The organism is Pseudomonas sp. GW704-F2 (assembly GCF_059423025.1).
In genome coordinates this window covers 105,165-130,651 of sequence record NZ_JBWKXO010000016.1, presented here as the reverse complement: position 1 = coordinate 130,651, position 25,487 = coordinate 105,165, and the positions used below count along the sequence as shown (strand labels likewise).

General features: G+C 57.0%; 24 protein-coding genes. All 24 read left to right on the top strand.

From position 1 onward, the window contains the following. Nucleotides 1-425: 425 nt before the first annotated feature. The 24 genes from rpmH (at nucleotide 426) to AC07W0_RS15675 (ending at nucleotide 25,483) form a co-directional block, all read left to right on the top strand. Nucleotides 426-560, top strand: a complete 135-nt coding sequence (gene rpmH, locus AC07W0_RS15790) for a 50S ribosomal protein L34 (protein ID WP_003213577.1) — start codon at nucleotides 426-428, stop codon at nucleotides 558-560. Between the two features lie 16 nt (nucleotides 561-576). Beyond that, entirely contained in the window at nucleotides 577-981 is a 405-nt protein-coding gene (gene rnpA, locus AC07W0_RS15785) for a ribonuclease P protein component (protein WP_010565857.1), read from the top strand. Beyond that, nucleotides 974-1,219, top strand: a complete 246-nt coding sequence (gene yidD, locus AC07W0_RS15780; protein WP_003213574.1) for a membrane protein insertion efficiency factor YidD — start codon at nucleotides 974-976, stop codon at nucleotides 1,217-1,219. The genes rnpA and yidD overlap by 8 nt, the downstream gene beginning before the upstream one ends. A 2-nt stretch (nucleotides 1,220-1,221) precedes the next feature. Then, entirely contained in the window at nucleotides 1,222-2,904 is a 1,683-nt protein-coding gene (gene yidC, locus AC07W0_RS15775) for a membrane protein insertase YidC (RefSeq protein WP_017848942.1), read from the top strand. A gap of 79 nt (nucleotides 2,905-2,983) precedes the next feature. Beyond that, the gene (gene mnmE / locus AC07W0_RS15770) at nucleotides 2,984-4,354 is read left to right on the top strand and encodes a tRNA uridine-5-carboxymethylaminomethyl(34) synthesis GTPase MnmE (RefSeq protein ID WP_017848941.1); all 1,371 of its coding nucleotides are present in this window, start codon (nucleotides 2,984-2,986) and stop codon (nucleotides 4,352-4,354) included. Between the two features lie 551 nt (nucleotides 4,355-4,905). Further along, nucleotides 4,906-6,798, top strand: a complete 1,893-nt coding sequence (mnmG, locus tag AC07W0_RS15765; protein ID WP_057004955.1) for a tRNA uridine-5-carboxymethylaminomethyl(34) synthesis enzyme MnmG — start codon at nucleotides 4,906-4,908, stop codon at nucleotides 6,796-6,798. Beyond that, a complete protein-coding gene (gene rsmG, locus AC07W0_RS15760) occupies nucleotides 6,795-7,439 on the top strand; it encodes a 16S rRNA (guanine(527)-N(7))-methyltransferase RsmG (RefSeq protein WP_026140276.1) in 645 nt (214 codons plus the stop codon). The genes mnmG and rsmG overlap by 4 nt, the downstream gene beginning before the upstream one ends. An 18-nt stretch (nucleotides 7,440-7,457) precedes the next feature. Further along, entirely contained in the window at nucleotides 7,458-8,255 is a 798-nt protein-coding gene (locus AC07W0_RS15755) for a ParA family protein (RefSeq protein ID WP_016978715.1), read from the top strand. A gap of 9 nt (nucleotides 8,256-8,264) precedes the next feature. Next, nucleotides 8,265-9,137 carry a ParB/RepB/Spo0J family partition protein gene (locus AC07W0_RS15750; protein ID WP_017848938.1) on the top strand — a complete coding sequence of 291 codons (873 nt, stop codon included), beginning with the start codon at nucleotides 8,265-8,267 and terminating at the stop codon, nucleotides 9,135-9,137. A 148-nt stretch (nucleotides 9,138-9,285) separates the two neighbouring features. Next, a complete protein-coding gene (locus tag AC07W0_RS15745; protein ID WP_026140275.1) occupies nucleotides 9,286-9,693 on the top strand; it encodes a F0F1 ATP synthase subunit I in 408 nt (135 codons plus the stop codon). Nucleotides 9,694-9,709: 16 nt separating this feature from the next. Further along, on the top strand, nucleotides 9,710-10,579 hold the full coding sequence (atpB, locus tag AC07W0_RS15740) for a F0F1 ATP synthase subunit A (protein WP_017848936.1): 870 nt from the start codon (nucleotides 9,710-9,712) through the stop codon (nucleotides 10,577-10,579). A gap of 133 nt (nucleotides 10,580-10,712) precedes the next feature. After that, nucleotides 10,713-10,970 carry a F0F1 ATP synthase subunit C gene (gene atpE, locus AC07W0_RS15735; protein ID WP_002555987.1) on the top strand — a complete coding sequence of 86 codons (258 nt, stop codon included), beginning with the start codon at nucleotides 10,713-10,715 and terminating at the stop codon, nucleotides 10,968-10,970. 57 nt (nucleotides 10,971-11,027) lie between these two features. Then, nucleotides 11,028-11,498: a F0F1 ATP synthase subunit B gene (locus tag AC07W0_RS15730; RefSeq protein ID WP_015886647.1), complete on the top strand. Its 471-nt coding sequence runs from the start codon at nucleotides 11,028-11,030 to the stop codon at nucleotides 11,496-11,498. 12 nt (nucleotides 11,499-11,510) lie between these two features. Next, on the top strand, nucleotides 11,511-12,047 hold the full coding sequence (locus AC07W0_RS15725; protein ID WP_017848934.1) for a F0F1 ATP synthase subunit delta: 537 nt from the start codon (nucleotides 11,511-11,513) through the stop codon (nucleotides 12,045-12,047). 21 nt (nucleotides 12,048-12,068) lie between these two features. Next, nucleotides 12,069-13,613 (top strand): F0F1 ATP synthase subunit alpha, encoded by a 1,545-nt coding sequence (atpA, locus tag AC07W0_RS15720; protein WP_017848933.1) that lies wholly within the window; start codon nucleotides 12,069-12,071, stop codon nucleotides 13,611-13,613. Nucleotides 13,614-13,663: 50 nt separating this feature from the next. Continuing rightward, complete coding sequence (gene atpG / locus AC07W0_RS15715) at nucleotides 13,664-14,524, top strand: F0F1 ATP synthase subunit gamma (RefSeq protein ID WP_017848932.1); 861 nt, start codon at nucleotides 13,664-13,666, stop codon at nucleotides 14,522-14,524. A 27-nt stretch (nucleotides 14,525-14,551) separates the two neighbouring features. After that, nucleotides 14,552-15,931 (top strand): F0F1 ATP synthase subunit beta, encoded by a 1,380-nt coding sequence (atpD, locus tag AC07W0_RS15710; RefSeq protein ID WP_010565871.1) that lies wholly within the window; start codon nucleotides 14,552-14,554, stop codon nucleotides 15,929-15,931. Between the two features lie 44 nt (nucleotides 15,932-15,975). Next, nucleotides 15,976-16,401 carry a F0F1 ATP synthase subunit epsilon gene (locus AC07W0_RS15705; RefSeq protein WP_017848931.1) on the top strand — a complete coding sequence of 142 codons (426 nt, stop codon included), beginning with the start codon at nucleotides 15,976-15,978 and terminating at the stop codon, nucleotides 16,399-16,401. Between the two features lie 115 nt (nucleotides 16,402-16,516). Further along, a complete protein-coding gene (gene glmU, locus AC07W0_RS15700; RefSeq protein WP_046484441.1) occupies nucleotides 16,517-17,884 on the top strand; it encodes a bifunctional UDP-N-acetylglucosamine diphosphorylase/glucosamine-1-phosphate N-acetyltransferase GlmU in 1,368 nt (455 codons plus the stop codon). Nucleotides 17,885-18,111: 227 nt separating this feature from the next. Further along, nucleotides 18,112-18,882, top strand: coding sequence for a DeoR/GlpR family DNA-binding transcription regulator (locus AC07W0_RS15695; RefSeq protein WP_169885952.1), 771 nt, complete (start codon nucleotides 18,112-18,114; stop codon nucleotides 18,880-18,882). Nucleotides 18,883-18,892: 10 nt separating this feature from the next. Beyond that, the gene (gene glmS, locus AC07W0_RS15690; RefSeq protein WP_046484443.1) at nucleotides 18,893-20,725 is read left to right on the top strand and encodes a glutamine--fructose-6-phosphate transaminase (isomerizing); all 1,833 of its coding nucleotides are present in this window, start codon (nucleotides 18,893-18,895) and stop codon (nucleotides 20,723-20,725) included. Nucleotides 20,726-21,006: 281 nt separating this feature from the next. Continuing rightward, on the top strand, nucleotides 21,007-21,861 hold the full coding sequence (locus tag AC07W0_RS15685; RefSeq protein ID WP_010567715.1) for a TnsA endonuclease N-terminal domain-containing protein: 855 nt from the start codon (nucleotides 21,007-21,009) through the stop codon (nucleotides 21,859-21,861). Further along, nucleotides 21,858-24,026, top strand: a complete 2,169-nt coding sequence (locus AC07W0_RS15680; RefSeq protein ID WP_034101595.1) for a TnsB C-terminal domain-containing protein — start codon at nucleotides 21,858-21,860, stop codon at nucleotides 24,024-24,026. Before AC07W0_RS15685 ends, AC07W0_RS15680 begins: the two co-directional genes overlap by 4 nt. After that, the gene (locus AC07W0_RS15675; protein WP_017848908.1) at nucleotides 24,023-25,483 is read left to right on the top strand and encodes an ATP-binding protein; all 1,461 of its coding nucleotides are present in this window, start codon (nucleotides 24,023-24,025) and stop codon (nucleotides 25,481-25,483) included. Before AC07W0_RS15680 ends, AC07W0_RS15675 begins: the two co-directional genes overlap by 4 nt. Nucleotides 25,484-25,487 lie beyond the last annotated feature (4 nt).

Sequence of the window (25,487 nt, the reverse complement as noted above, 5' to 3'; positions counted from 1 at the left end):
GCGCCCCTGAGCTCGTTGCACAAGTGGGGTCGAAAGTCTGTGGGTAACTGGCCTGTGGATAACAACCCATTCCACCCACAGCTTATCCGACAGCGCAGCACAGGCAGAGCACCGTTTCTCCCCCGTGTTGTCATTCTCTGTACATCACGTGGAATAAGGCCTAAAGGTAGTTATCCACAGAGGAATGCCTGCCTAGCTTTTATAAGCTTTACAGAAAAGCTTTAAATAACTTCCTTCTTTATTTTTATATCTATGGCATTGCCCTTGGAAGCTCGCTGGACAAAAAAGGGCGGATTGCCTGTAAAGATCTAATTGAAGGAAAAGCTGGTTGGAAATTGACCTAGAGGCTTGCTTTCTCTAGAATCGCCGGTCTCTTAAAACGGGGGCCATTCCGGCCCGTTGTGGACGAACCAGGTAACAACGCCATGAAACGTACTTTCCAACCAAGCACCATCAAACGCGCCCGTACCCACGGCTTCCGTGCTCGCATGGCTACCAAGAACGGCCGTGCTGTCCTGTCGCGTCGCCGCGCCAAAGGTCGTGCGCGTCTGGCAGTTTGATAATCCGGTACTGGTGGTGAGTCAGGACTTCAGTCGGGAAAAGCGTCTGCTTACCCCCCGGCACTTCAAGGCAGTCTTTGACTCCCCCACCGGCAAGGTTCCGGGGAAAAATCTCCTGCTCCTTGCGCGTAACAACGATCTGGATCACCCCCGTCTCGGGTTGGTGATCGGCAAGAAGAGCGTAAAGCTCTCCGTTGAGCGCAATCGCCTCAAGCGTCTGATGCGCGAATCGTTTCGCCTCCACCAGGACACTCTGGTTGGTTGGGATATTGTTATCGTCGCGCGCAAAGGCTTGGGGGACGTAGAAAACCCCGAATTGATTCAGCATTTCGGCAAGCTCTGGAAACGTCTGGCGCGTACCAACAAACCAGCACCAGCAGTCAGCACCGAAACTGTAGGGGTAGACAGCCTTGATGCGTAAACTGGCACTCGTTCCGATCCAGTTTTACCGCTATGCCATTAGTCCTCTGATGGCCAACCACTGTCGTTTCTACCCCAGTTGTTCCTGCTACGCGTTAGAGGCCATAGAAAATCATGGTCTTCTGCGCGGTGGCTGGCTGACCTTTCGTCGTTTAGGTCGCTGTCATCCGTGGAATCCCGGTGGTTATGACCCGGTTCCACCTATCCCTACCTCCCGTTCTTCTTCGATGGCCGAGTAATCATGGATATTAAACGCACGATCCTGATCGTCGCCCTGGCAATCGTGTCCTACGTCATGGTTCTTAAGTGGAACCAGGACTACGGCCAAGCTGCCCTGCCGACTCAGAATGTTGCTGCCAATCAGGCTGCGCCGGCTATTCCGGACACCCCGCTGGGTAACAATGCGTCCGCGAGTGCCGATGTTCCCAGCGCGAATGGCGAGACAAGCGCCCCTGTAGAAACGCCAGTTGTCACCAATAAAGACCTCATCCATGTGAAAACGGATGTGCTCGACCTGGCTATCGATCCACAAGGTGGTGATATCGCGCAGCTGAAACTGCCGCTGTATCCACGTCGCCAAGACCATCCGGATGTTCCGTTCCAGCTGTTCGATAACGGCGGCGAACGCGTTTATCTGGCACAAAGCGGCCTGACCGGCACCAACGGTCCGGATGCGCGTGCTACCGGTCGTCCGGTTTATTCGACCGAACAGAAGACTTATCAACTGGCTGACGGCCAGAACCAGTTGAACGTCGACCTGAAATTCAGCCTCGACGGCGTCAATTACATCAAACGCTTCAGCTTCACCCGCGGTTTGTACGACTTGAAGGTCACTTACCTGATCGACAACGAAAGCGACAAACCGTGGAGCGGCAACCTGTTTGCCCAGCTCAAGCGTGATGGCAGCTCCGATCCTTCTTCCAGCACTGCCACCGGCACCGCGACTTACCTGGGCGCCGCCCTGTGGACAAGTAACGAGCCGTACAAAAAAGTGTCGATGAAAGATATCGACAAGGGCGCGCTGAAAGAAACCGTGCAGGGTGGTTGGGTTGCTTGGTTGCAACACTACTTCGTGACCGCGTGGATCCCGAACAAGGGCGAAGCCAACCTGGTGCAAACCCGCAAGGACAGCCAGGGCAACTACATCATCGGCTTTACTGGCCCGGCGTTGACCGTTGCTCCAGGTGCCAAGGCTGAAACCAGCGCGACCCTGTACGCCGGCCCGAAAAGCCAGGCAGTGCTCAAAGAGTTATCCCCAGGTCTGGAACTGACTGTGGATTACGGCATCCTGTGGTTCATTGCCCAGCCGATCTTCTGGCTGCTGCAACATATCCACAGCATCGTCGGCAACTGGGGCTTCTCGATCATCTTCCTGACGATGCTGATCAAGGGGATCTTCTTCCCACTGTCGGCCGCCAGCTACAAGTCGATGGCGCGCATGCGTGCCGTGGCCCCGAAACTGGCCGCGCTGAAAGAACAACATGGCGACGACCGGCAGAAAATGTCGCAGGCCATGATGGAGCTGTACAAGAAAGAGAAGATCAACCCGCTGGGTGGATGCTTGCCGATTCTGGTGCAGATGCCGGTATTCCTGTCGCTGTACTGGGTACTCCTGGAAAGCGTGGAAATGCGCCAGGCACCGTTCATGCTGTGGATAACTGACCTGTCGATCAAAGACCCGTTCTTTATCCTGCCGATCATCATGGGCGCGACCATGTTCATCCAGCAGCGTCTGAACCCGACTCCGCCGGATCCGATGCAGGCCAAGGTAATGAAAATGATGCCAATCATCTTCACCTTCTTCTTCCTGTGGTTCCCGGCTGGTCTGGTGCTGTACTGGGTGGTCAACAACGTGTTGTCGATCTCTCAACAGTGGTACATCACACGTAAGATCGAAGCGGCTACCAAAAAAGCCGCGGCGTAACTTACTCTGTGGATAACCACTCAAGACGCCCCCTAGTGGGGCGTTTTGCTTTCCGTCACTTTTGTTCTGGAACCTGCTGATGAGCGCTCCTCGTGAAACCATCGCTGCTGTCGCTACCGCCCAAGGTCGCGGCGGTGTCGGTATCGTTCGAATTTCCGGGCCGCTCGCCGGCATGGCCGCCAAGGCCATCAGCGGTCGTGAGTTGAAACCGCGCTACGCCCATTACGGCGCGTTTCTGGATGCGGATAACCAGGTGCTGGACGAAGGCCTGGCCCTCTATTTCCCGGGGCCGAATTCCTTTACCGGTGAAGACGTCCTTGAATTGCAGGGCCACGGCGGCCCCGTCGTGCTGGATATGCTGCTGCAGCGCTGCCTGCAACTGGGCTGTCGCCTGGCCCGGCCGGGAGAATTCAGCGAGCGTGCATTCCTCAACGACAAGCTCGACCTGGCCCAGGCCGAAGCCATTGCCGATTTGATCGAGGCCAGTTCTGCACAGGCGGCGCGCAACGCCTTGCGCTCACTGCAGGGCGCGTTTTCCCTGCGCGTGCATAACTTGACCGAGCAACTGATCAGCCTGCGCATCTATGTGGAGGCGGCGATTGATTTTCCGGAAGAAGAAATCGACTTCCTCGCCGATGGCCATGTGTTGGCGATGCTGGATAAAGTCCGCGACGAGTTATCCACAGTACTGCGCGAAGCCGGGCAGGGCGCGTTGTTGCGCGACGGCATGACCGTGGTGATTGCCGGGCGCCCCAATGCGGGCAAATCCAGCCTGCTCAATGCCCTGGCCGGCCGTGAAGCGGCGATCGTCACCGAGATTGCCGGCACCACCCGGGATATCCTGCGCGAACATATCCACATCGACGGCATGCCGCTGCACGTCGTCGATACGGCCGGGCTGCGTGACACCGACGACCAGGTGGAAAAGATCGGCGTGGAACGCGCCCTCAAGGCCATCGGCGAAGCCGACCGCGTGCTGCTGGTGGTAGACGCCACCGCGCCCGAGGCGGTGGACCCTTTCGCCCTGTGGCCGGAATTCCTCGAGCAACGGCCCGACCCGGCCAAAGTCACCTTGATCCGCAACAAGGCTGACCTGACCGGCGAAGCCATTGCCATGGAAACCAGCGAGGATGGCCACGTCACGATCAGCCTGAGTGCCAAGTCGGCCGGGGATGGCCTGGAGTTGCTGCGCGAACACCTCAAAGCCTGCATGGGCTATGAGCAGACGTCGGAAAGCAGCTTCAGCGCCCGTCGCAGGCACCTGGAGGCGCTGCGCCATGCCAGCGCGGCCTTGGAGCATGGTCGGGCGCAGCTGACCTTGGCAGGCGCCGGTGAGCTGCTGGCTGAGGATTTACGCCAGGCGCAGCAGCTATTGGGCGAGATCACCGGGGCATTCAGCTCGGATGACCTGCTGGGGCGGATCTTTTCCAGCTTCTGTATTGGTAAATAGACCTTCGTTGTCCACAGACAGGCCATTCGTGCCTGTCTGTTTCTCTTGTTTCATCCGATTTCCTCTCTTTCTGCACTCCTGAGCCAGCCATTGGTGGCCTCGCCGTGGGCGCGATTTGCGTTGGCGCAGCAATTTCTGTGGATTAAGCCCTGTGAATAACCGCGCCTGTGCTCGGTTGATAACAGGGCTTGAAACCTGAGCGAAAACCCCTCTGTGGATAACCTACTGTTTAATCCACAGGCTTAAAGCACTTATCCACGCCGCTCATGGACACATGACCACAGACTTTTGAATCTCTGTACATTACGTAAATAAAGGGATGTAGCAATCTATCCACAGAAAGTAGGCTCAGTATAAATAAACATAAAAACAAAGATTTAATATCTTTCTCTCTTTTAATTTCTATTGTCTGTGATTCATCCACAGCTGGTTAAATTTTGTGCAAAGGGTTCTTTAGGAAGGGCTAAGTCCCTATACTGGCCGCCAAAGCTCTAAAACCAGCTCAATCAATCAATTCCTAATTACCTACATAAGCAGGCACGAGGTGCGTGGTGGATTTCCCTTCCCGTTTTGAAGTGATCGTCATCGGCGGCGGTCATGCCGGTACCGAGGCAGCACTGGCCTCAGCACGCATGGGTGCAAAAACCCTGTTGCTGACGCACAACGTGGAAACCCTTGGTGCCATGAGTTGCAACCCTGCCATTGGCGGCATCGGCAAAAGCCATCTGGTCAAGGAAATCGACGCCCTTGGCGGCGCGATGGCCATGGCCACCGACAAAGGGGGTATTCAATTTCGTGTGCTGAACAGCCGCAAAGGCCCAGCCGTGCGTGCGACCCGGGCACAAGCCGACCGCATCCTGTACAAGGCGGCGGTACGCGAAACCCTGGAGAACCAGGCGAACCTGTGGATATTTCAACAGGCAGCCGATGACCTGATCGTCGAACAAGACCAGGTCCGCGGTGTTGTCACCCAGATGGGCCTGCGTTTCTTCGCTGAATCCGTGGTGTTGACCACCGGCACGTTCCTCGGTGGACTTATCCACATCGGCATGCAGAACTATTCCGGTGGCCGCGCCGGCGATCCGCCGTCGATTGCCCTGGCACAACGCCTGCGCGAACTGCCGCTGCGCGTCGGTCGCCTGAAAACCGGTACGCCGCCGCGGATCGATGGGCGTTCGGTGGATTTCTCGGTGATGACCGAGCAGGCCGGCGATACGCCGATTCCGGTGATGTCGTTCATGGGTTCGAAAGAGCAGCACCCGAAACAGGTGAGCTGCTGGATTACCCACACCAATGCGCGTACCCACGAAATCATTGCCGCGAACCTCGACCGTTCGCCGATGTATTCCGGGGTAATCGAAGGCATCGGCCCGCGTTACTGCCCGTCGATCGAAGACAAGATCCACCGCTTTGCCGACAAGGAAAGCCACCAGGTCTTCATCGAGCCCGAAGGCTTGACCACTCACGAGCTGTACCCGAACGGGATTTCCACTTCCCTGCCGTTCGACGTGCAAATCCAGATCGTGCAATCGATTCGCGGCATGGAAAACGCGCACATCGTGCGTCCCGGCTACGCCATCGAGTACGACTACTTCGACCCGCGTGACCTGAAATACAGCCTGGAAACCAAAGTGATCGGCGGTCTGTTCTTCGCCGGGCAAATCAATGGCACCACCGGTTACGAAGAAGCCGGCGCCCAAGGTTTGCTGGCCGGGGCCAACGCCGCGTTGCGCGCGCAGGGCAAAGACAGCTGGTGCCCGCGTCGCGATGAAGCGTATATCGGCGTGTTGGTCGACGACCTGATCACCCTGGGTACCCAGGAACCGTACCGGATGTTCACTTCGCGAGCGGAATACCGTCTGATCCTGCGCGAAGACAACGCCGACCTGCGCCTGACCGAAAAAGGCCGCGAGTTGGGCCTGGTGGATGACGCGCGTTGGGCGGCTTTCTGCAAGAAACGCGAAAGTATCGACCTGGAAGAGCAGCGCCTGAAAAGCACCTGGGTTCGCCCGGGTACCGAGCAGGGCGACGCGATCGCCGAAAAATTCGGCACGCCGCTGACCCACGAGTACAACCTGCTGAACCTGCTGTCCCGTCCGGAAATCGACTACGCTGGTCTGATTGAAGTGACCGGCGGCGGCGCAGACGATCCGCAGGTCGCCGAACAGGTCGAGATCAAAACCAAGTACGCCGGTTATATCGATCGCCAGCAGGACGAGATCGCTCGCCTGCGCGCCAGTGAAGACACCAAGCTGCCTGTGGATATCGATTACACCGGGATTTCCGGGCTGTCGAAAGAAATCCAAAGCAAGCTGGGGATAACTCGCCCGGAAACCCTGGGCCAGGCTTCACGGATCCCCGGTGTCACCCCGGCAGCCATTTCGCTGTTGATGATTCATTTGAAAAAACGCGGCGCGGGCCGTCAGTTGGAGCAAAGCGCTTGAGTTCGTTGGTCACCTCGCAACACGCCGAAGAGTTATCCACAGGAGCACGCCAGTTGGGTGTCGACCTGAGCCCCGCCCAGCACGAGTTGCTGCTCGGCTACCTGGCCCTGTTGATCAAATGGAACAAGGCTTACAACCTGACGGCGGTGCGCGACCCCGACGAAATGGTCTCGCGCCACTTGCTCGACAGCCTGAGCGTGATGCCGTTCATCGAAAACGGCCGCTGGCTCGACGTCGGCAGCGGCGGCGGGATGCCCGGCATTCCGCTCGCTATCCTGTTTCCCGAGTCGCAAGTGACCTGCCTGGACAGTAACGGCAAGAAGACCCGCTTCCTGACCCAGGTCAAACTCGAACTGAAGCTGGACAACCTGCAAGTTATCCACAGTCGCGTCGAAGCCTTCACGCCGCCGCAGCCTTTCAACGGAATTGTTTCCCGGGCTTTCAGCAGCATGGAGAATTTCAGCAACTGGACCCGCCACTTAGGCGACCGCGACACACGTTGGCTGGCAATGAAGGGCGTTCATCCAAGCGACGAGCTGTTAGCATTGCCGGCAGACTTCCACCTCGATAGCGAACACGCCTTGGCCGTACCCGGTTGCCAAGGCCAACGCCATCTGCTGATACTGCGCCGCACGGCATGATTGGGAACACAAGCAAGAATGGCTAAGGTATTCGCGATAGCGAACCAGAAAGGTGGCGTGGGTAAAACCACCACCTGCATCAACCTCGCAGCATCCCTGGTCGCGACCAAGCGCCGGGTGCTGTTGATCGATCTCGATCCACAGGGCAACGCCACCATGGGTAGCGGTGTGGATAAACACGGCCTGGAAAACTCGGTCTACGACTTGCTGATTGGCGAGTGCGACCTGGCCCAGGCCATGCACTATTCCGAACACGGCGGTTATCAACTGCTGCCGGCCAACCGCGACCTGACGGCGGCGGAAGTGGTGCTGCTGGAAATGCAGATGAAAGAAAGCCGTCTGCGCAGCGCCTTGGCGCCGATCCGCGAGAATTACGATTACATCTTGATCGACTGCCCGCCGTCGCTGTCGATGCTGACGCTCAATGCGCTGGTGGCCGCCGATGGCGTGATTATCCCCATGCAGTGCGAGTACTACGCACTGGAAGGCTTGAGCGACCTTGTGGATAACATCAAGCGCATCGCCGAACTGCTCAACCCGAACCTGCAGATCGAAGGCCTGCTGCGGACCATGTTCGATCCGCGCCTGAGCCTGATGAACGATGTGTCGGCGCAGCTCAAGGAACACTTCGGCGATCAGCTGTACGACACCGTGATCCCACGCAACATCCGCCTGGCCGAAGCGCCAAGCTATGGCATGCCCGCGCTGGCGTATGACAAGTCCTCGCGTGGCGCCATTGCCTACCTGGCATTGGCCGGCGAGATGGTTCGTCGTCAACGCCGCAACTCCCGTACCGCTGCAGCCCAGCCAACTTAAGGAAACCCCATGGCCGTCAAGAAACGAGGTCTCGGACGTGGACTGGATGCACTGCTGAGTGGTCCGACTGTCACGACCCTTGAAGAACAAGCGGTACAGGCCGACGAGCGCGAGCTGCAGCACTTGCCGCTGGACCTGATCCAGCGCGGCAAATACCAGCCGCGCCGGGACATGGACCCGCAGGCGCTGGAAGAACTGGCCAACTCGATCAAGGCCCAGGGCGTGATGCAGCCGATCGTGGTCCGCCCGATCGGCGCCGGCCGCTTTGAAATCATCGCCGGGGAACGCCGCTGGCGCGCGAGCCAGCAGGCCGGCAAGGAAACCATCCCGGCGATGGTGCGCGATGTGCCGGATGAAACCGCCATCGCCATGGCGTTGATCGAGAACATCCAGCGCGAAGACCTCAATCCGATCGAAGAAGCGATCGCTTTGCAGCGTTTGCAGCAGGAATTCCAGTTGACCCAGCAACAAGTGGCCGATGCCGTGGGTAAATCCCGCGTGACCGTGTCCAACCTGCTGCGCCTGATCGCACTGCCGGAAGTCATCAAGACGATGCTTTCCCATGGCGACCTCGAAATGGGGCATGCGCGTGCTTTGCTCGGTTTACCGGAAAATCAACAGGTTGAAGGGGCGCGACACGTTGTCGCACGAGGCCTAACCGTTCGTCAGACCGAGGCCCTGGTTCGACAGTGGCTCAGTGGTAAACCTGCACCGGTCGAAGCGGTCAAAACTGATCCGGATATCGCGCGTCTCGAACAGCGCCTGGCCGAGCGCCTGGGCTCTGCGGTGCAAATTCGGCATGGCAAGAAGGGTAAAGGCCAACTGGTCATCGGCTATAACTCGCTAGATGAGCTTCAGGGTGTTCTTGCCCACATCCGCTGAAACAATTGCTTATGTAGCGTGTGATCGGAAATCACTACCTGACAGTTGAATAGGGGCAGAACCGCCCCTATACTCTGCGCGCATTTTGTCGGCACAAATTATGCCAAGTTATTGATTTCCGGCAGCCGACCATTGAGGAGCAAGAGTGGTGGAAACCCGCACGCCAAACACGTCGTCGTTCCATCGCTTGGCCGTTTTCCCGGTTCTATTGGCGCAATTTGTCATTTTGCTGATCGCCGCACTGGCGCTTTGGTATTGGCATGGAGTCGTAGCGGGATACTCGGGACTCTGCGGAGGCCTGATAGCCTTGCTGCCCAATATGTATTTTGCTCACAGGGCCTTTCGGTTTTCCGGCGCCCGAGCAGCCCAGGCCATCGTCCGGTCTTTTTATGCCGGCGAGGCGGGGAAATTGATTTTGACGGCAGTGCTGTTTGCACTGACCTTTGCAGGTGTGAAGCCATTGGCGCCGCTGGCTGTATTCAGCGTCTTCGTGTTGACCCAACTGGTCAGCTGGTTCGCTCCCCTGCTAATGAAAACAAGACTTTCGAAACCTTAGGGCGTTTGAGGCAACCATGGCAGAAACAACCGCTTCGGGCTATATCCAGCACCACTTGCAGAACCTGACCTTCGGTCAGCTTCCCAACGGCGGCTGGGGCTTCGCCCACACCGCAGCAGAAGCCAAAGAAATGGGCTTCTGGGCTTTCCACCTGGATACTCTGGGCTGGTCGGTCGCATTGGGTCTGATTTTCGTCCTGATTTTCCGCATGGCGGCAAAGAAGGCGACTTCCGGTCAACCGGGTGCCCTGCAGAACTTCGTTGAAGTATTGGTCGAATTCGTCGATGGCAGCGTGAAAGACAGCTTCCATGGCCGTAGCCCGGTGATTGCACCGCTGGCACTGACCATCTTCGTCTGGGTGTTCCTGATGAACGCCGTCGACCTGATTCCGGTCGACTGGATTCCTCAGCTGGCCATCCTGATCACTGGCGATCACCACATTCCATTCCGTGCGGTGTCCACCACTGACCCTAACGCCACCCTGGGCATGGCCCTGTCGGTGTTCGCGTTGATCATTTTCTACAGCATCAAGGTCAAGGGCATCGGCGGCTTCATCGGCGAACTGACCCTGCACCCGTTCGGCAGCAAGAACATCTTCGTTCAAGCCCTGCTGATCCCGGTGAACTTCCTGCTGGAATTCGTGACCCTGGTCGCCAAGCCGATCTCCCTGGCCTTGCGACTGTTCGGCAACATGTATGCCGGCGAGCTGGTGTTCATTCTGATCGCTGTGATGTTCGGCAGCGGTCTGCTCTGGCTTAGCGGCCTGGGCGTTGTTCTGCAGTGGGCGTGGGCTGTGTTCCACATCCTGATCATCACCCTGCAGGCGTTTATCTTCATGATGCTGACCATCGTCTACCTGTCGATGGCGCACGAAGAGAACCATTAAGGCCAGTCTCGACTAGTCTGATGTCCTTCCCGGTAAAACGGGAAGGTGGCCTGAAAGGGCTATGAAACGATTTGTTTTACCGCTTTAAAATCTAAAAAACCTAAACCATACGACGTAAAAGTCGGGAGGAAAGATGGAAACTGTAGTTGGTCTAACCGCTATCGCTGTTGCACTGTTGATCGGCCTGGGCGCCCTGGGTACTGCCATTGGTTTCGGCCTGCTTGGCGGCAAATTCCTGGAAGGCGCAGCGCGTCAGCCAGAAATGGTTCCAATGCTGCAAGTTAAAATGTTCATCGTCGCCGGCCTGCTCGACGCCGTGACCATGATCGGCGTTGGTATCGCTCTGTTCTTCACCTTCGCGAACCCCTTCGTTGGTCAACTCGCTGGCTAATCACTCGAATTTTCGAGTTGATTGGGGTGATGGACAACGAATGAGCGAGGTGTTGGCGTGAACATTAATGCAACCCTGATTGGCCAATCCGTTGCGTTCTTCATTTTTGTAGTGTTTTGCATGAAGTTCGTGTGGCCTCCGGTCATCGCGGCTTTGCACGAACGTCAGAAGAAGATCGCGGATGGTTTGGACGCTGCCAGCCGTGCAGCTCGCGACCTGGAGTTGGCCCAAGAGAAAGTGGGTCATCAACTGCGCGATGCTAAAGCACAGGCAGCTGAAATCATTGAGCAAGCCAAGAAGCGCGGCAACCAGATCGTCGAAGAGGCTGTTGAAAAAGCCCGCGTCGAAGCTGATCGTGTGAAGGCTTCGGCTCATGCCGAGATCGAACAGGAACTGAACGGCGTCAAAGACGCGCTGCGTGCCCAACTGGGTGCTCTGGCGGTCGGCGGTGCCGAGAAGATCCTCGGTGCCACAATCGATCAAAACGCGCACGCGGAGCTGGTTAATAAACTGGCTGCTGAAATTTAAGCGAGGGCGATCATGGCAGAACTGACCACGTTGGCCCGACCTTACGCTAAGGCAGCCTTCGAGCACGCCCAGGCCCACCAGCAGCTGGCCTCTTGGTCAGCCATGCTCGGCCTGGCTGCAGCAGTGTCGCAAGACGACACCATGCAGCGCGTGCTCAAGGCCCCGCGCCTGACGAGCGCAGACAAGGCCGCCACGTTTATTGACGTGTGCGGCGACAAGTTCGATGTGAAAGTGCAGAACTTCATTCACGTCGTTGCCGAAAACGACCGTCTCCCGCTTCTGCCGGAGATTGCCGCTCTGTTCGACCTGTTCAAGGCCGAGCAAGAGAAGTCGGTAGACGTTGAAGTGACCAGTGCTTTTGCATTGAACCAAGAACAGCAAGACAAACTCGCCAAGGTTCTCAGTGCACGACTCGACCGGGAAGTGCGCCTGCAAGTTGCGGAAGACAAATCCCTCATTGGGGGCATTGTCATTCGCGCCGGCGACCTGGTTATCGATGGCTCGGTTCGCGGCAAACTCGCGAGCCTTGCCGAAGCATTGAAATCTTGAGTTTGAAGGGGCAGCAGAGCAATGCAGCAACTCAATCCTTCCGAAATAAGTGAAATTATCAAGGGCCGCATCGACAAGCTCGATGTGACCTCCCAAGCCCGTAACGAAGGCACTGTCGTCAGCGTATCTGACGGCATCGTGCGGATTCACGGTCTGGCCGACGTCATGTACGGCGAGATGATCGAGTTTCCGGGCGGCGTCTACGGTATGGCCCTCAACCTGGAGCAAGACTCCGTAGGTGCCGTTGTATTGGGCGCGTACACCAGTCTGGCTGAAGGCATGAGCGCCAAGTGCACCGGCCGCATCCTGGAGGTTCCGGTTGGTAAGGAACTGCTGGGTCGCGTAGTCGACGCACTGGGTAACCCAGTTGACGGCAAAGGTCCGCTGAACAACACCGAGACCGATGCGGTCGAGAAAGTTGCTCCAGGCGTGATCTGGCGTAAGTCGGTAGACCAGCCTGTACAGACTGGCTACAAGGCTGTCGATGCCATGATCCCAGTCGGCCGTGGCCAGCGTGAGCTGATCATCGGTGACCGTCAGATCGGTAAAACCGCTCTGGCGATCGACGCGATCATCAACCAGAAGAACAGCGGCATTTTCTGCGTCTACGTAGCCATCGGTCAGAAACAATCGACCATCGCCAACGTGGTTCGCAAGCTGGAAGAAAACGGCGCCCTGGCCAACACGATCATCGTGGCTGCCAGTGCTTCGGAATCTCCTGCGCTGCAATTCCTGGCACCGTACTCCGGTTGCACCATGGGTGAATTCTTCCGCGACCGCGGTGAAGACGCGCTGATCGTTTATGACGATCTGTCCAAGCAAGCAGTGGCTTACCGCCAGATTTCCCTGCTGCTGCGCCGTCCACCAGGCCGTGAAGCCTACCCAGGCGACGTGTTCTATCTCCACTCCCGTCTGCTGGAGCGCGCATCCCGCGTTTCGGAAGAATACGTAGAGAAGTTCACCAACGGCGCAGTGACCGGCAAAACCGGTTCCCTGACCGCACTGCCGATCATCGAAACCCAGGCTGGCGACGTTTCCGCGTTCGTTCCGACCAACGTGATTTCCATCACCGACGGTCAGATCTTCCTGGAATCGGCCATGTTCAACTCGGGCATCCGCCCTGCAGTGAACGCCGGTGTTTCGGTATCCCGTGTGGGTGGTGCCGCTCAGACCAAGATCATCAAGAAGCTCTCCGGTGGTATCCGTACCGCTCTGGCTCAGTACCGTGAACTGGCGGCATTCGCCCAGTTCGCTTCTGACCTGGACGAAGCGACCCGTAAGCAACTTGAGCATGGTCAGCGCGTTACCGAGCTGATGAAGCAGAAGCAATACGCCCCGATGTCGATCGCTGACATGGCGTTGTCGCTGTATGCCGCTGAGCGTGGGTTCCTGACCGACGTTGAAATCGCCAAGGTCGGCAGCTTTGAACAAGCGCTGATTGCTTACTTCAACCGCGATCACGCCGAATTGATGGCGAAGATCAACGTGAAGGGTGACTTCAATGACGATATCGACGCTGGCATGAAAGCCGGTATCGAGAAGTTCAAGGCCACCCAAACCTGGTAAGCCGCAGCGGGAGCCGCAAGGCTCCCGCTTGCTAACCTGATAGGTGTTACATGGCAGGCGCAAAAGAGATTCGCAGTAAGATTGCGAGCATCAAAAGCACGCAAAAAATTACCAGCGCCATGGAAAAAGTGGCGGTCAGCAAAATGCGCAAGGCACAAATGCGTATGTCGGCTAGCCGTCCTTATGCGGAGCGTATCCGCCAGGTAATTGGGCATCTGGCCAACGCCAACCCGGAATACCGCCACCCGTTCATGATCGACCGCGAAGTTAAGCGTGTGGGTTATGTGGTAGTGAGCAGTGACCGTGGTTTGTGCGGTGGTTTGAATACCAACCTGTTCAAGGCCCTGGTCAAGGACATGGCGGTAAACCGCGAAAACGGCGTCGAGATTGATCTGTGTGTAGTTGGTAGCAAGGGTGCGGCCTTTTTCCGCAACTTCGGCGGTAACGTCGTTGCAGCTATCAGCCACCTGGGTGAAGAGCCGTCGATCAATGATTTGATCGGCAGTGTGAAGGTGATGCTGGATGCGTACCTGGAAGGCCGGATTGACCGCCTGTCCGTGGTATCCAACAAGTTCATCAACACCATGACCCAGCAGCCTACCGTGGAGCAATTGATTCCACTGGTGGCGACTCCGGATCAGGAACTCAAGCACCACTGGGACTACCTCTACGAACCAGACGCCAAAGAGCTGCTTGACGGCTTGATGGTGCGCTACGTGGAGTCGCAGGTGTACCAGGCGGTGGTCGAGAACAACGCAGCTGAACAAGCGGCGCGGATGATCGCGATGAAAAACGCTACCGATAACGCCGGTGATCTGATCAGCGATTTGCAGCTGATCTACAACAAGGCGCGTCAGGCTGCGATCACCCAAGAGATCTCGGAAATCGTCGGCGGCGCTGCCGCGGTTTAACGGTTCAAATATTCAGAGGATCCAGCTATGAGTAGCGGACGTATCGTTCAAATCATCGGCGCCGTTATCGACGTGGAATTTCCACGCGACAGCGTACCGAGCATCTACAACGCTTTGAAAGTACAAAGCGATGCAGGCACCACTCTGGAAGTTCAGCAGCAGCTGGGCGACGGCGTGGTTCGTACCATTGCAATGGGTTCCACCGAGGGCTTGAAGCGCGGTCTGGGTGTTCTGGACACTGGCGCTGCCATCTCCGTACCGGTCGGTAAAGCGACCCTGGGCCGGATCATGGACGTTCTGGGTAACCCGATTGACGAAGCTGGCCCGATCGACACCGAAGAGCGCTGGGGCATTCACCGTCCAGCACCTTCGTTCGCGGAACAAGCTGGCGGCAACGACCTGCTGGAAACCGGCATCAAGGTTATCGACCTGGTTTGCCCGTTCGCCAAGGGCGGTAAAGTCGGTCTGTTCGGTGGTGCCGGTGTAGGCAAGACCGTAAACATGATGGAACTGATCCGTAACATCGCCATCGAGCACAGCGGTTATTCCGTGTTCGCCGGTGTGGGTGAGCGTACTCGTGAGGGTAACGACTTCTACCACGAGATGAAGGACTCCAACGTTCTGGACAAAGTGGCACTGGTTTACGGTCAGATGAACGAGCCGCCGGGAAACCGTCTGCGCGTAGCACTGACCGGCCTGACCATGGCCGAGAAGTTCCGTGACGAAGGTAACGACGTTCTGCTGTTCGTCGACAACATCTATCGTTACACCCTGGCCGGTACTGAAGTATCCGCACTGCTGGGCCGTATGCCTTCGGCAGTAGGTTACCAGCCGACCCTGGCTGAAGAGATGGGCGTTCTGCAAGAACGTATCACTTCGACCAAGGAAGGTTCGATCACTTCGATCCAAGCGGTATACGTACCTGCGGATGACTTGACCGACCCGTCGCCAGCGACCACCTTCGCCCACTTGGACGCCACCGTCGTTCTGTCCCGTGACATCGCTTCCCTGGGTATCTACCCAGCGGTCGATCCACTCGACTCGACTTCGCGCCAGCTGGACCCGAACGTGATCGGCCAGGAGCACTACGACACCGCTCGCGGCGTTCAGTACGTGCTGCAGCGTTACAAAGAACTGAAGGACATCATTGCGATCCTGGGTATGGACGAGCTGTCGGAAACCGACAAGCAGTTGGTATCCCGCGCTCGTAAGATCCAGCGTTTCTTGTCGCAGCCGTTCTTCGTGGCTGAAGTCTTCACCGGTGCCTCGGGTAAATACGTTTCCCTGAAAGACACCATTGCTGGCTTCAAAGGCATCCTCAACGGTGACTACGACCACCTGCCAGAACAAGCGTTCTACATGGTCGGCGGCATCGAAGAAGCGATCGAGAAAGCCAAGAAACTGTAATCCCGGCGCCCGGCAACGGGCGCTCATCAGGTTGAGGCAATCAGATGGCTATGACAGTCCATTGCGATATCGTCAGCGCGGAAGGGCAAATCTTCTCCGGTCTGGTAGAAATGGTGATTGCACACGGCGAACTCGGTGACCTGGGTATTGCCATGGGCCACGCGCCGTTGATCACCAGTTTGAAGCCAGGTCCGATCACTCTGACCAAGCAAGGCGGGGACCGGGAGGTGTTTTACATCTCTGGTGGTTACCTCGAGGTTCAGCCGAACATGGTCAAGGTACTTGCCGACACCGTGCAACGTGCTGCTGACCTGGATGAAGCCTCCGCTCAGGCAGCCGTCAAGGCCGCCGAGAAGGCCCTGAACGAAAAAGGCGCAGATTTCGACTACGGTTCTGCTGCCGCTCGTCTGGCCGAGGCCGCAGCTCAGCTGCGTACCGTCCAGCAGATCCGCAAGAAGTTTGGCGGCTAAGCCGTTACGCCTCATGCGTGATTGATTAAAAAGGGTAGCCTCGGCTACCCTTTTTCTTTTTTTGCAAAACACTTCTCTGGTCTGAAGCCGGACCGCCCAGGATTGGTAGCCATTCATGTCTCTAGAAATCGTCATTCTCGCCGCTGGCCAGGGCACCCGCATGCGGTCGGCCTTGCCCAAAGTGCTGCACCCGGTGGCCGGTAACTCCATGCTTGGTCATGTTATCCACAGCGCCCGGCAACTGGCCCCGCAACGCATCCACGTCGTCATCGGCCACGGTGCCGATGTGGTGCGTGAACGCCTGGCCGCGGATGACCTGAATTTCGTATTGCAAGACAAGCAACTGGGCACCGGCCACGCTACCGCCCAAGCCGTGCCGTTCATCAAAGCCGACACGGTGCTGATCCTCTACGGCGACGTGCCCCTGATCGAAGTGGAAACCCTGCAGCGCCTGCTCAAGCACGTCGTGCCCGGCCAGATGGGCCTGCTCACCGTCGAACTGGATGACCCTACCGGCTACGGCCGCATCGTGCGCAACGCCGACGGCAAGGTCGCTGCCATCGTCGAGCACAAGGACGCTAGCGACGCCCAACGCGCCATCACCGAAGGTAACACCGGGATTCTCGCAGTGCCGGCCAATCGCCTGGCGGACTGGATGAGCCGTTTGTCCAACAACAATGCCCAGGGCGAGTACTACCTGACCGACGTGATCGAAATGGCCGTCAACGATGGCTTGCTGGTCGCCACCGAACAGCCCCACGACCCGATGGAAGTGCAGGGCGCCAACGACCGCAAGCAACTCGCCGAACTGGAGCGTCACTACCAACTGCGCGAAGGCCGCCGCCTGATGGCCCAGGGCGTGACCCTGCGCGACCCGGCGCGCTTCGATGTGCGCGGTGAAGTCACCGTGGGCCGGGATGTGCTGATCGACATCAACGTGATTCTTGAAGGTCGTGTGATCATCGAAGACGACGTGGTGATCGGGCCGAACTGCGTGATCAAGGACAGCACCCTGCGCAAGGGCGTGGTGATCAAGGCCAACAGCCATCTCGACGGTGCGGTGATGGGCGAGGGCAGCGATGCCGGCCCATTTGCGCGCCTGCGTCCCGGCAGCGTGTTGGAAGCCAAGGCCCATGTGGGTAACTTTGTCGAACTGAAAAACGCCCATCTGGGCGAAGGCGCCAAGGCCGGCCACCTGACGTACCTGGGCGATGCGGTGATCGGCGCGCGGACCAACGTCGGCGCCGGCACCATCACCTGCAATTACGATGGTGCCAACAAGTATCAGACGACGATTGGTGAAGATGTCTTCATCGGCTCCAATAACTCGCTGGTTGCACCTGTAACCATCGGTGATGGCTCAAACACCGCAGCGGGTTCAACCATCAATCAGGATGTGGATAAGTCCCAGCTTGCCGTAGCCCGCGCCCGTCAGCGCAACATCGACGGTTGGAAACGCCCGGTGAAAATCAAAAAGAGCTGAGTTATCCACAGTCTTATCAGCAACAAATAGCCAATGTGGGAGGGGGCTTGCCCCCGATGGCGACGGTCCAGTCAAAGCACTTAATGACTGACGCACTGCTATCGGGGGCAAGCCCCCTCCCACATTAGCCCTTCGCCAGTTTCAAAAATTTGCGGCATGCTGCTTGACGATCTTTCGCCAATAGGTTTTTATTGCCTTCGTTATCTTTCGAAACGAAACATAAATTCATCATGTCGAAACGAAATACACCCCAACGACGCCACAACATCCTGACCTTGCTCAATCAACTGGGCGAAGTCAGCGTGGATGAATTGGCCAAGCGTTTCGAAACCTCGGAAGTCACCATCCGCAAGGACCTGGCCGCCCTCGAAAGCAACGGCCTGCTGCTACGCCGTTACGGTGGCGCGATCACCATGCCCCAGGAACTCGTCGGCGACCCTGCCCAGCCGATCTCGGTCTACAAGCGCGCCATCGCACGTGCCGCCGTGATGCGCCTGCGCGAACATGCACGCATCATCATCGACAGCGGCAGCACCACTGCCGCCATGATCCCCGAACTGGGCCACCAGCCCGGCCTGGTGGTGATGACCAACTCCCTGCATGTGGCCCGTGCCTTGAGCGAACTGGAACACGAGCCGGTGCTGCTGATGACCGGCGGCACCTGGGACCCGCATTCGGACTCGTTCCAGGGCCAGGTTGCCGAGCAGGTGCTGCGTTCCTACGACTTTGATCAACTGTTCATCGGCGCCGACGGCATCGATCTGCAGCGCGGCACCACCACGTTCAACGAACTGCTGGGCCTGAGCCGCGTGATGGCCGAGGTCGCCCGTGAAGTGGTGGTGATGGTCGAGTCCGACAAGATCGGCCGCAAGATTCCCAACCTGGAACTGCCCTGGAGCAGCGTCCATACCCTGATCACCGATGATCGCCTGCCGCATGAGGCCCGCGACCAGATCCAAGCCCGCGGCATTACGCTGATATGCGCGGCAATCATCTAGGAGAAACACCATGTGTGGCATTGTTGGCGCAGTCGCTGAACGTAACATCACCCCCATCCTGATCGAAGGCCTCAAACGTCTGGAATACCGCGGCTATGACAGCGCCGGTGTGGCGGTCTTCACCAACGCCGGCAAGCTGGAGCGCCTGCGTCGTCCGGGCAAGGTCAGCGAGTTGGACCAGGCCCTGGCCGGCGAACCGCTGGTCGGTCGCCTGGGCATCGCCCACACCCGTTGGGCCACCCACGGTGCGCCGTGCGAACGTAACGCCCACCCGCACTTCTCCGGCGACGTGGCCGTGGTACACAACGGCATCATCGAAAACCACGAAGCGCTGCGTGAACAGTTGAAGAACCTGGGTTACGTGTTCACCTCGGACACCGACACCGAAGTCATCGCCCACCTGCTCGACCACAAGCTCAAGGACCACAGCGACCTGACCGCCGCCCTCAAGGCCACGGTCAAGGAACTGCACGGCGCCTACGGCCTGGCCGTGATCTGCGCGAGCCAACCCGACCGCGTGGTTGCCGCGCGCAGTGGCAGCCCGCTGGTGATCGGCCTGGGCCTGGGGGAAAACTTCCTCGCCTCCGACCAACTGGCCCTGCGCCAGGTCACCGACCGCTTCATGTACCTGGAAGAAGGCGATATTGCCGACATCCGCCGTGACAGCGTGGCGATCTGGGACGTAAACGGCAATTCCGTCGAGCGCGAAGCCGTGCAATACCGCGACGGCGCCGAAGCGGCCGACAAGGGCGCGTTCCGCCACTTCATGCTCAAGGAAATCCACGAGCAACCGGCCGTGGTGCAACGCACCCTGGAAGGTCGACTTGGCGACAAGCAAGTGCTGGTCAACGCCTTCGGCCCGCAAGCCGCCGAGCTGTTCGCCAAGGTGCGCAATGTCCAGATCGTGGCCTGCGGCACCAGCTACCACGCCGGGATGGTTGCGCGTTACTGGCTGGAAGAACTGGCCGGCATCCCGTGCCAGGTCGAAGTCGCCAGCGAATTCCGCTACCGCAAGGTGGTGGTGCAGCCCGACAGCCTGTTCGTGACCATCTCGCAGTCCGGCGAAACCGCCGACACCCTGGCCGCCCTGCGTAACGCCAAAGAGCTGGGCTTCCTCGCCAGCCTGGCGATCTGCAACGTCAGCATCAGCTCCCTGGTGCGTGAGTCCGACCTGACCCTGCTGACCCAGGCCGGTCGCGAAATCGGCGTGGCCTCCACCAAAGCCTTCACCACCCAACTGGTCGGCCTGCTGCTGCTGACCCTGTCCCTGGGCCAAGTACGCGGCACCCTGGCCCCCGGCGTCGAAGCCACCCTGGTGGAAGAACTGCGCCGCCTGCCGACCCGCCTCGGCGAAGCGCTGGCGATGGACAGCACCGTAGAAAAAGTCGCCGAGCTGTTCGCCGACAAGAACCACACCCTGTTCCTCGGCCGTGGCGCGCAATACCCGGTGGCGATGGAAGGCTCCCTGAAGCTCAAGGAAATTTCGTACATCCACGCCGAAGCCTACCCGGCCGGCGAACTGAAACACGGCCCATTGGCCCTGGTGGATGACGACATGCCGGTGGTCACCGTCGCGCCGAACAACGAACTGCTGGAGAAGCTCAAGTCCAACCTGCAGGAAGTGCGCGCCCGCGGCGGCCAACTGATCGTCTTCGCCGACGAGAAAGCCGGCATGGTCAATGGCGAAGGCACCCACGTCATCAACATGCCGCACATCCACGACACCCTGTCGCCGATCCTCTACACCATCCCGCTGCAATTGCTGTCGTACTACGTCGCCGTGCTCAAGGGCACCGACGTTGACCAGCCGCGCAACCTGGCGAAGTCGGTGACGGTGGAGTAATACGGCTGGCGCCTGGAGGCCTGGTGGTTTTGAACAATAAAGATTGACACAAAACAATAAAGTTTGACACTGATGAACATAGATTGACACAAGGCTCAACCCCCCGTATCTACAGGGGTTTTCCTTTCCAGGCTTTCCCTTTGGTCTGGATTCATCGCTTCAACTTTCAGCGGGTGTAGTCTGGAAAATGTTTTGAATACGGCCGCTTTGGCAGTCGTGTCCTTCTACGACTTTTTCTCGACGCGAGGTGAAGCGGTCCGCATCGACTGAGGAGGCGTGGGTTGCGAGGTCGTAAGTTTGCATCACAGCAGGACATTGAACGGCACATTGCAAATGGATTTGGCGAAGGCGCCGGGGCAAGCTACGTGCCTTGGCTGCGGGTACAAGATGTCCCGTCGATAGGTCGTTCGCACAAGATTCAAGGTGTGAAGATCGAGAGAATTCATCACCTACTGTCAGATCTCGAGCGTTCGTACTTCCTTGTGTGTGAATTTTCTGAAGACGTCGTGGATATCCGAGAGCAATACCCTTTACTACCCACAGAGCGTGCGCAAGCGATAGCGTCGGCGATAGCTGTACGCTATCCAAGATACCCTAGAACAACACTGCCTTATGTGATGACAACAGACTTCCTGTTAACTGTTAAAGACCCGAGCGGAAACTTCAAATCGGTAGCTAGGACGGTGAAGTATCGTTCCGATTTAATTGGCAACAGAAGTAAAAGAACGCTTGAGAAACTTGAGATTGAAAAGCGCTTTTGGGAAAGCCAAGGTGTTGATTGGAAAATCGTAACAGACGAGTTTTTTACACGAGATTTGATAAAAAATATTGGACTAATCAGGAGATACTCGAAGCTCTCTCGTGATTTAATGAAACTGCCGTTGCATTCGAATTTTATTGAGTGCCTAGTGAACAGCCGGGAATATTCGTGGACCTTGGCCACCTGTCTAAGAAAAATAGCATCCCTTCTGTCAATTTCCTATATAGACGCTCAAGCAATTTTCTTTCATCTGGTTTGGACCAAGATACTGAAAATAGATTTGGTTAACACTCCTCTCCATCTTACTGGTCTAGTTCCTGACTTCGAAGTTTCCGCGAGCCCTGTCCAAGTATCGTTGAAGGAGAAAATGTCATGACTGTTCTCGTTAATGACGTTTTCGAGCCTGTAACCGATCTGTCGGTCATCTCTACGATAGCCAGGCTCCTTTACCAGGATGAAACGCGTGACTTAGCAGTTGTGATAGATCTAGCTGACCCACCCCGGCAGCCGTACGCGGTTGGTCTGGAGGAGCTGCGTCGCTCGATAGCATCTGGTCACACCAAACCAGCAGCCATCACCACGCCCGAGTTTATGCTTGTGCTTGAGGAACAGTTGGATGAGAGAGCCAAGCAAGGCCGGGACGAAAAGTGGGCCGTTATCGCCCCTCTATTAGATCCTGAATACCCGGGACAAATATTTGTACGAGGTGAGTTAGGCCGGCTTGTTAGCAGACGGGCGTCAGAGCTCGGAATCCAGCGGAAAACGATCTATCGGCTTCTTTACCGATATTGGTTTTATGGTCAAGTTCGCAACTCATTGCTTAGTAATTATACGGCGGTAGGTGTTGCGGATAGAAAATATGATCCAAGTAGGCCACCAGGGCGAAAGCCTAAATTTCAAGGCGTTCTTACTTCGCCTTCCAAGATGCTTAGTGCGGTTGATAAACGATGCATCCGTGTTGGGTATGCTCTATATGTAAGAGATAAGAAATCTTCTATTTCGAGCGCATATGACGAAATGTTGAGACGATTCTACTCAGTTCGAGACATCTCTAAAAACAGTGAAGAAGAGCTTCGTTTGTTGCCTGGTTCAGAACTCCCCAGCTTGAGGCAGTTCCAATATTGGGGACAGATTTTTTTCGACGAGATTGAAACCGAGCGTGGCCGTAAAGGATTGAGGAGATGGTTAAAAGACTGCCGTCCGCTTTCAGGTACCGTTCGCGATTGGCTGCGTGGACCCTGTCATCAGTTCGAGATCGACGCGACTATTGCCGATATTTATTTGGTCAACAGCTACTCCAGGCGGATGCTCATTGGCCGGCCCGTAGTTTATATCGTTGTGGATAGCTTCTCCGGAATGATTGCTGGTCTCTATGTAGGATTGGAGGGCCCTAGTTGGAATGGGGCCAGGCAAGCGCTGTTCAACGCATTTACCTCCAAAGTCGAGTTCTGCGCTCAGAACGGCGTCGAAATCAATGCAGATGATTGGAATTGTCACCACCTGCCCCACCAGATTTACGCCGACCGAGGAGAGATGCTGTCACTCGCAGCAGAGGGGCTATCGTCAGGATTGGGAATTGAGATGGGCACTGCTCCGCCTTATCGGCCGGATTGGAAGCCTATGGTGGAAAGTCGGTTTGGCATTTTGAATGATTTGACGGGTATCAGATGGCTACCTGGCGGGGTAGCAGCGCGAGACAAAGAGCGAGGCGAGCGAGACTACCGGCTCGATGCCACGCTGAATCTCAAAGAGTTCACCCAAATCCTCATCAAGTGCGTACTCCACTATAACGGGCACCATCGACAGCCTGAACGACTGACTCAGGCGATGATGAATGACGGCGTTGAACCTACACCCAACGGGATATGGAATTGGGCCTACGACAACGACCTGATCGAATCCAACAAACGTCCTGACGAGCTGGTTTACCTCCATCTCTTGCCTCGCGAGCGCGCGACCGTTCAAAAGGGCGGGGTGATGTTTCGCGGCATGCACTACGTGTGTGATATGGCCATAGAGAAAGATTGGTTTGCCAAGGCTCGCAAAGGGGGCGTTTGGTCAATAGAGTGTTGGTTCGATCCGAACTCTGCGGCACACATTTGGATTCAGGGAGAGGCCAAGCAGTTTATCCGTTGTGATCTTCGACGATCGGATGCCGGTTACGCGAATTACCGCTCGGACGAGATTTTTGATCTGCTCGAAGCCTATCGCCAAAAACCGCCTACTCGCCGGCGAGCCGAGCTGGAAAGCCGTGTGCAGCTTAGCGATCAGGTCCACCAGATCATCAGTCATGCACTCGCAGAACGAAAACTGGAACCTGCTCCGCCCACCAAGGCAGAGGCCACTGGAAACATCCGCGAGAACCGCGCAGAAGAACGTCTCCGTGAGCGTGAAAATGCTGTTGTTCCTGAAGGCGTTAGGGCGGAGCCAGCTTCACTTCAATCTGAATTGACACCGAAAGCGCATGATTCATATGCCGGCGAGCGCACTGCGCAGGTTATCGATTTGCTCAAAAGAATTCGGCCAGGACAGGCAAAATGAAAGGTGCACAGACGTTTGCCAATTACGTCAGACAGGACATTAGTGAGTATGCGGGTAACCCGCTTATCGAAGCTTTGCCTCCGATATTGTCGGAGGCGGCGGCTGTTGAGCTGATCTCGAATTTTCCTCAGCCGGTGGATCCGAAAGAGCTGACGCTCGAAGGAGCCACTCGAATTCACTGTATCGACCGGCTAAGAACCGTGGTACAGCCGTTTTTGCTACATCTGGAACTGGAGGCCCTGTTCTCACTGCTCATTCGTCGAGGGTATGTTGGGCGTAACCCGATGTCGCCCGCTACCGTCCGGCATTTGCATTCTTTATCTGGGGCTCAGCGTTACCACGATGCGTTCAAGTCCACTGCAGAAACGTTTACCGTCGTTGGCCTGAGCGGCATTGGCAAGTCAACGGCACTCCACGCCATTTTGAGCCTTTATCCACAGACAATCCGTCATGAGCGCTATGAAGGAAAGCAGTTTGTTCATACCCAAATCACATGGCTGAAGCTTGACTGCCCTCGGGATGGATCGCTGGCTGGATTTTGTCAGCAGTTTTTTTATGCGGTGGGTGACGCTCTGGGAGACAAGGACTACCACAAGCGCTACAGGCATCGAAACATCAATGATGCGCTGCAACAAATGGAGCAGGTGGCCAGCACGTTTTTCATCGGCGCCTTATTGATCGACGAGCTGCAAAACCTCCACCTGGCGAAAACCGGTGGTAAGGAGAGCATGCTGAATTTTTTTCTGCATTTGGTAAATAACATTGGGATCCCGGTCGTTTTCAGTGGCACGAATTCGACGATTAGCCTGTTCTCAGAAGCCATGCGGACTGCCCGCCGAGTCTGTGGTGCCGGCACGCTCGAATTCAAACGATTCGAAAAGGATGATGAGGAGTGGCGGTTGTTGGTCGAAAATCTCTGGAGCTATCAGTGGTGCAAGCAGATTGCTGAGCTGACCGACGAGATTTTTGACACGCTGTATGAGCACACTCAAGGCGTCACAGATTTCTTGGTCAAGCTGCTGGTATTGAGTCAGCGTTATGCGGTCCAGAGTGGCTCGGAGTGTTTGACTGCTGAGATCCTGGTGAAGGTAAGCAACTCAAAAATGCAGATTCTAAAGCCAGCCCTTTCAGCTCTGCGTAGCCGAGATCCGAAGCGGATGCGACAGTTCGACGATTTGCTGCCGATCGAGGATCAGCTGAGCGAAATGATGGTCTTCGATGGTTTGGCACGAGAGGATCGCCTTGCCTTGCTTCGAAGCGTTGTATCCCGTGAGAAGCCGGCAGACCCATCTCCAAGCATTCTTGCGAAAGACCACCCATCGCCGATTGCTACTGCTGTGGAAAACTCAGAGGCTAAAGCGCTTAGCGAACATGACGCTCCTCTCGAAGCTCTGCGCGCTTCGGGCTGGCTCAACGAGGACCTTTTTGAGTTCTCACCGATGTATCACAAAGCGTGAGTCG

Bases quoted from the DNA above. Each gene is read 5' to 3' on its own strand.
- rpmH (WP_003213577.1), top strand. From the start codon at position 426: ATGAAACGTACTTTCCAACCAAGCACCATCAAACGCGCCCGTACCCAC.
- yidD (WP_003213574.1), top strand. From the start codon at position 974: ATGCGTAAACTGGCACTCGTTCCGATCCAGTTTTACCGCTATGCCATT.
- yidC (WP_017848942.1), top strand. From the start codon at position 1,222: ATGGATATTAAACGCACGATCCTGATCGTCGCCCTGGCAATCGTGTCC.
- mnmE (WP_017848941.1), top strand. From the start codon at position 2,984: ATGAGCGCTCCTCGTGAAACCATCGCTGCTGTCGCTACCGCCCAAGGT.
- AC07W0_RS15755 (WP_016978715.1), top strand. From the start codon at position 7,458: ATGGCTAAGGTATTCGCGATAGCGAACCAGAAAGGTGGCGTGGGTAAA.
- AC07W0_RS15750 (WP_017848938.1), top strand. From the start codon at position 8,265: ATGGCCGTCAAGAAACGAGGTCTCGGACGTGGACTGGATGCACTGCTG.
- atpB (WP_017848936.1), top strand. From the start codon at position 9,710: ATGGCAGAAACAACCGCTTCGGGCTATATCCAGCACCACTTGCAGAAC.
- atpE (WP_002555987.1), top strand. From the start codon at position 10,713: ATGGAAACTGTAGTTGGTCTAACCGCTATCGCTGTTGCACTGTTGATC.
- AC07W0_RS15725 (WP_017848934.1), top strand. From the start codon at position 11,511: ATGGCAGAACTGACCACGTTGGCCCGACCTTACGCTAAGGCAGCCTTC.
- atpA (WP_017848933.1), top strand. From the start codon at position 12,069: ATGCAGCAACTCAATCCTTCCGAAATAAGTGAAATTATCAAGGGCCGC.
- atpG (WP_017848932.1), top strand. From the start codon at position 13,664: ATGGCAGGCGCAAAAGAGATTCGCAGTAAGATTGCGAGCATCAAAAGC.
- atpD (WP_010565871.1), top strand. From the start codon at position 14,552: ATGAGTAGCGGACGTATCGTTCAAATCATCGGCGCCGTTATCGACGTG.
- AC07W0_RS15705 (WP_017848931.1), top strand. From the start codon at position 15,976: ATGGCTATGACAGTCCATTGCGATATCGTCAGCGCGGAAGGGCAAATC.
- glmU (WP_046484441.1), top strand. From the start codon at position 16,517: ATGTCTCTAGAAATCGTCATTCTCGCCGCTGGCCAGGGCACCCGCATG.
- glmS (WP_046484443.1), top strand. From the start codon at position 18,893: ATGTGTGGCATTGTTGGCGCAGTCGCTGAACGTAACATCACCCCCATC.
- AC07W0_RS15680 (WP_034101595.1), top strand. From the start codon at position 21,858: ATGACTGTTCTCGTTAATGACGTTTTCGAGCCTGTAACCGATCTGTCG.
- AC07W0_RS15675 (WP_017848908.1), top strand. From the start codon at position 24,023: ATGAAAGGTGCACAGACGTTTGCCAATTACGTCAGACAGGACATTAGT.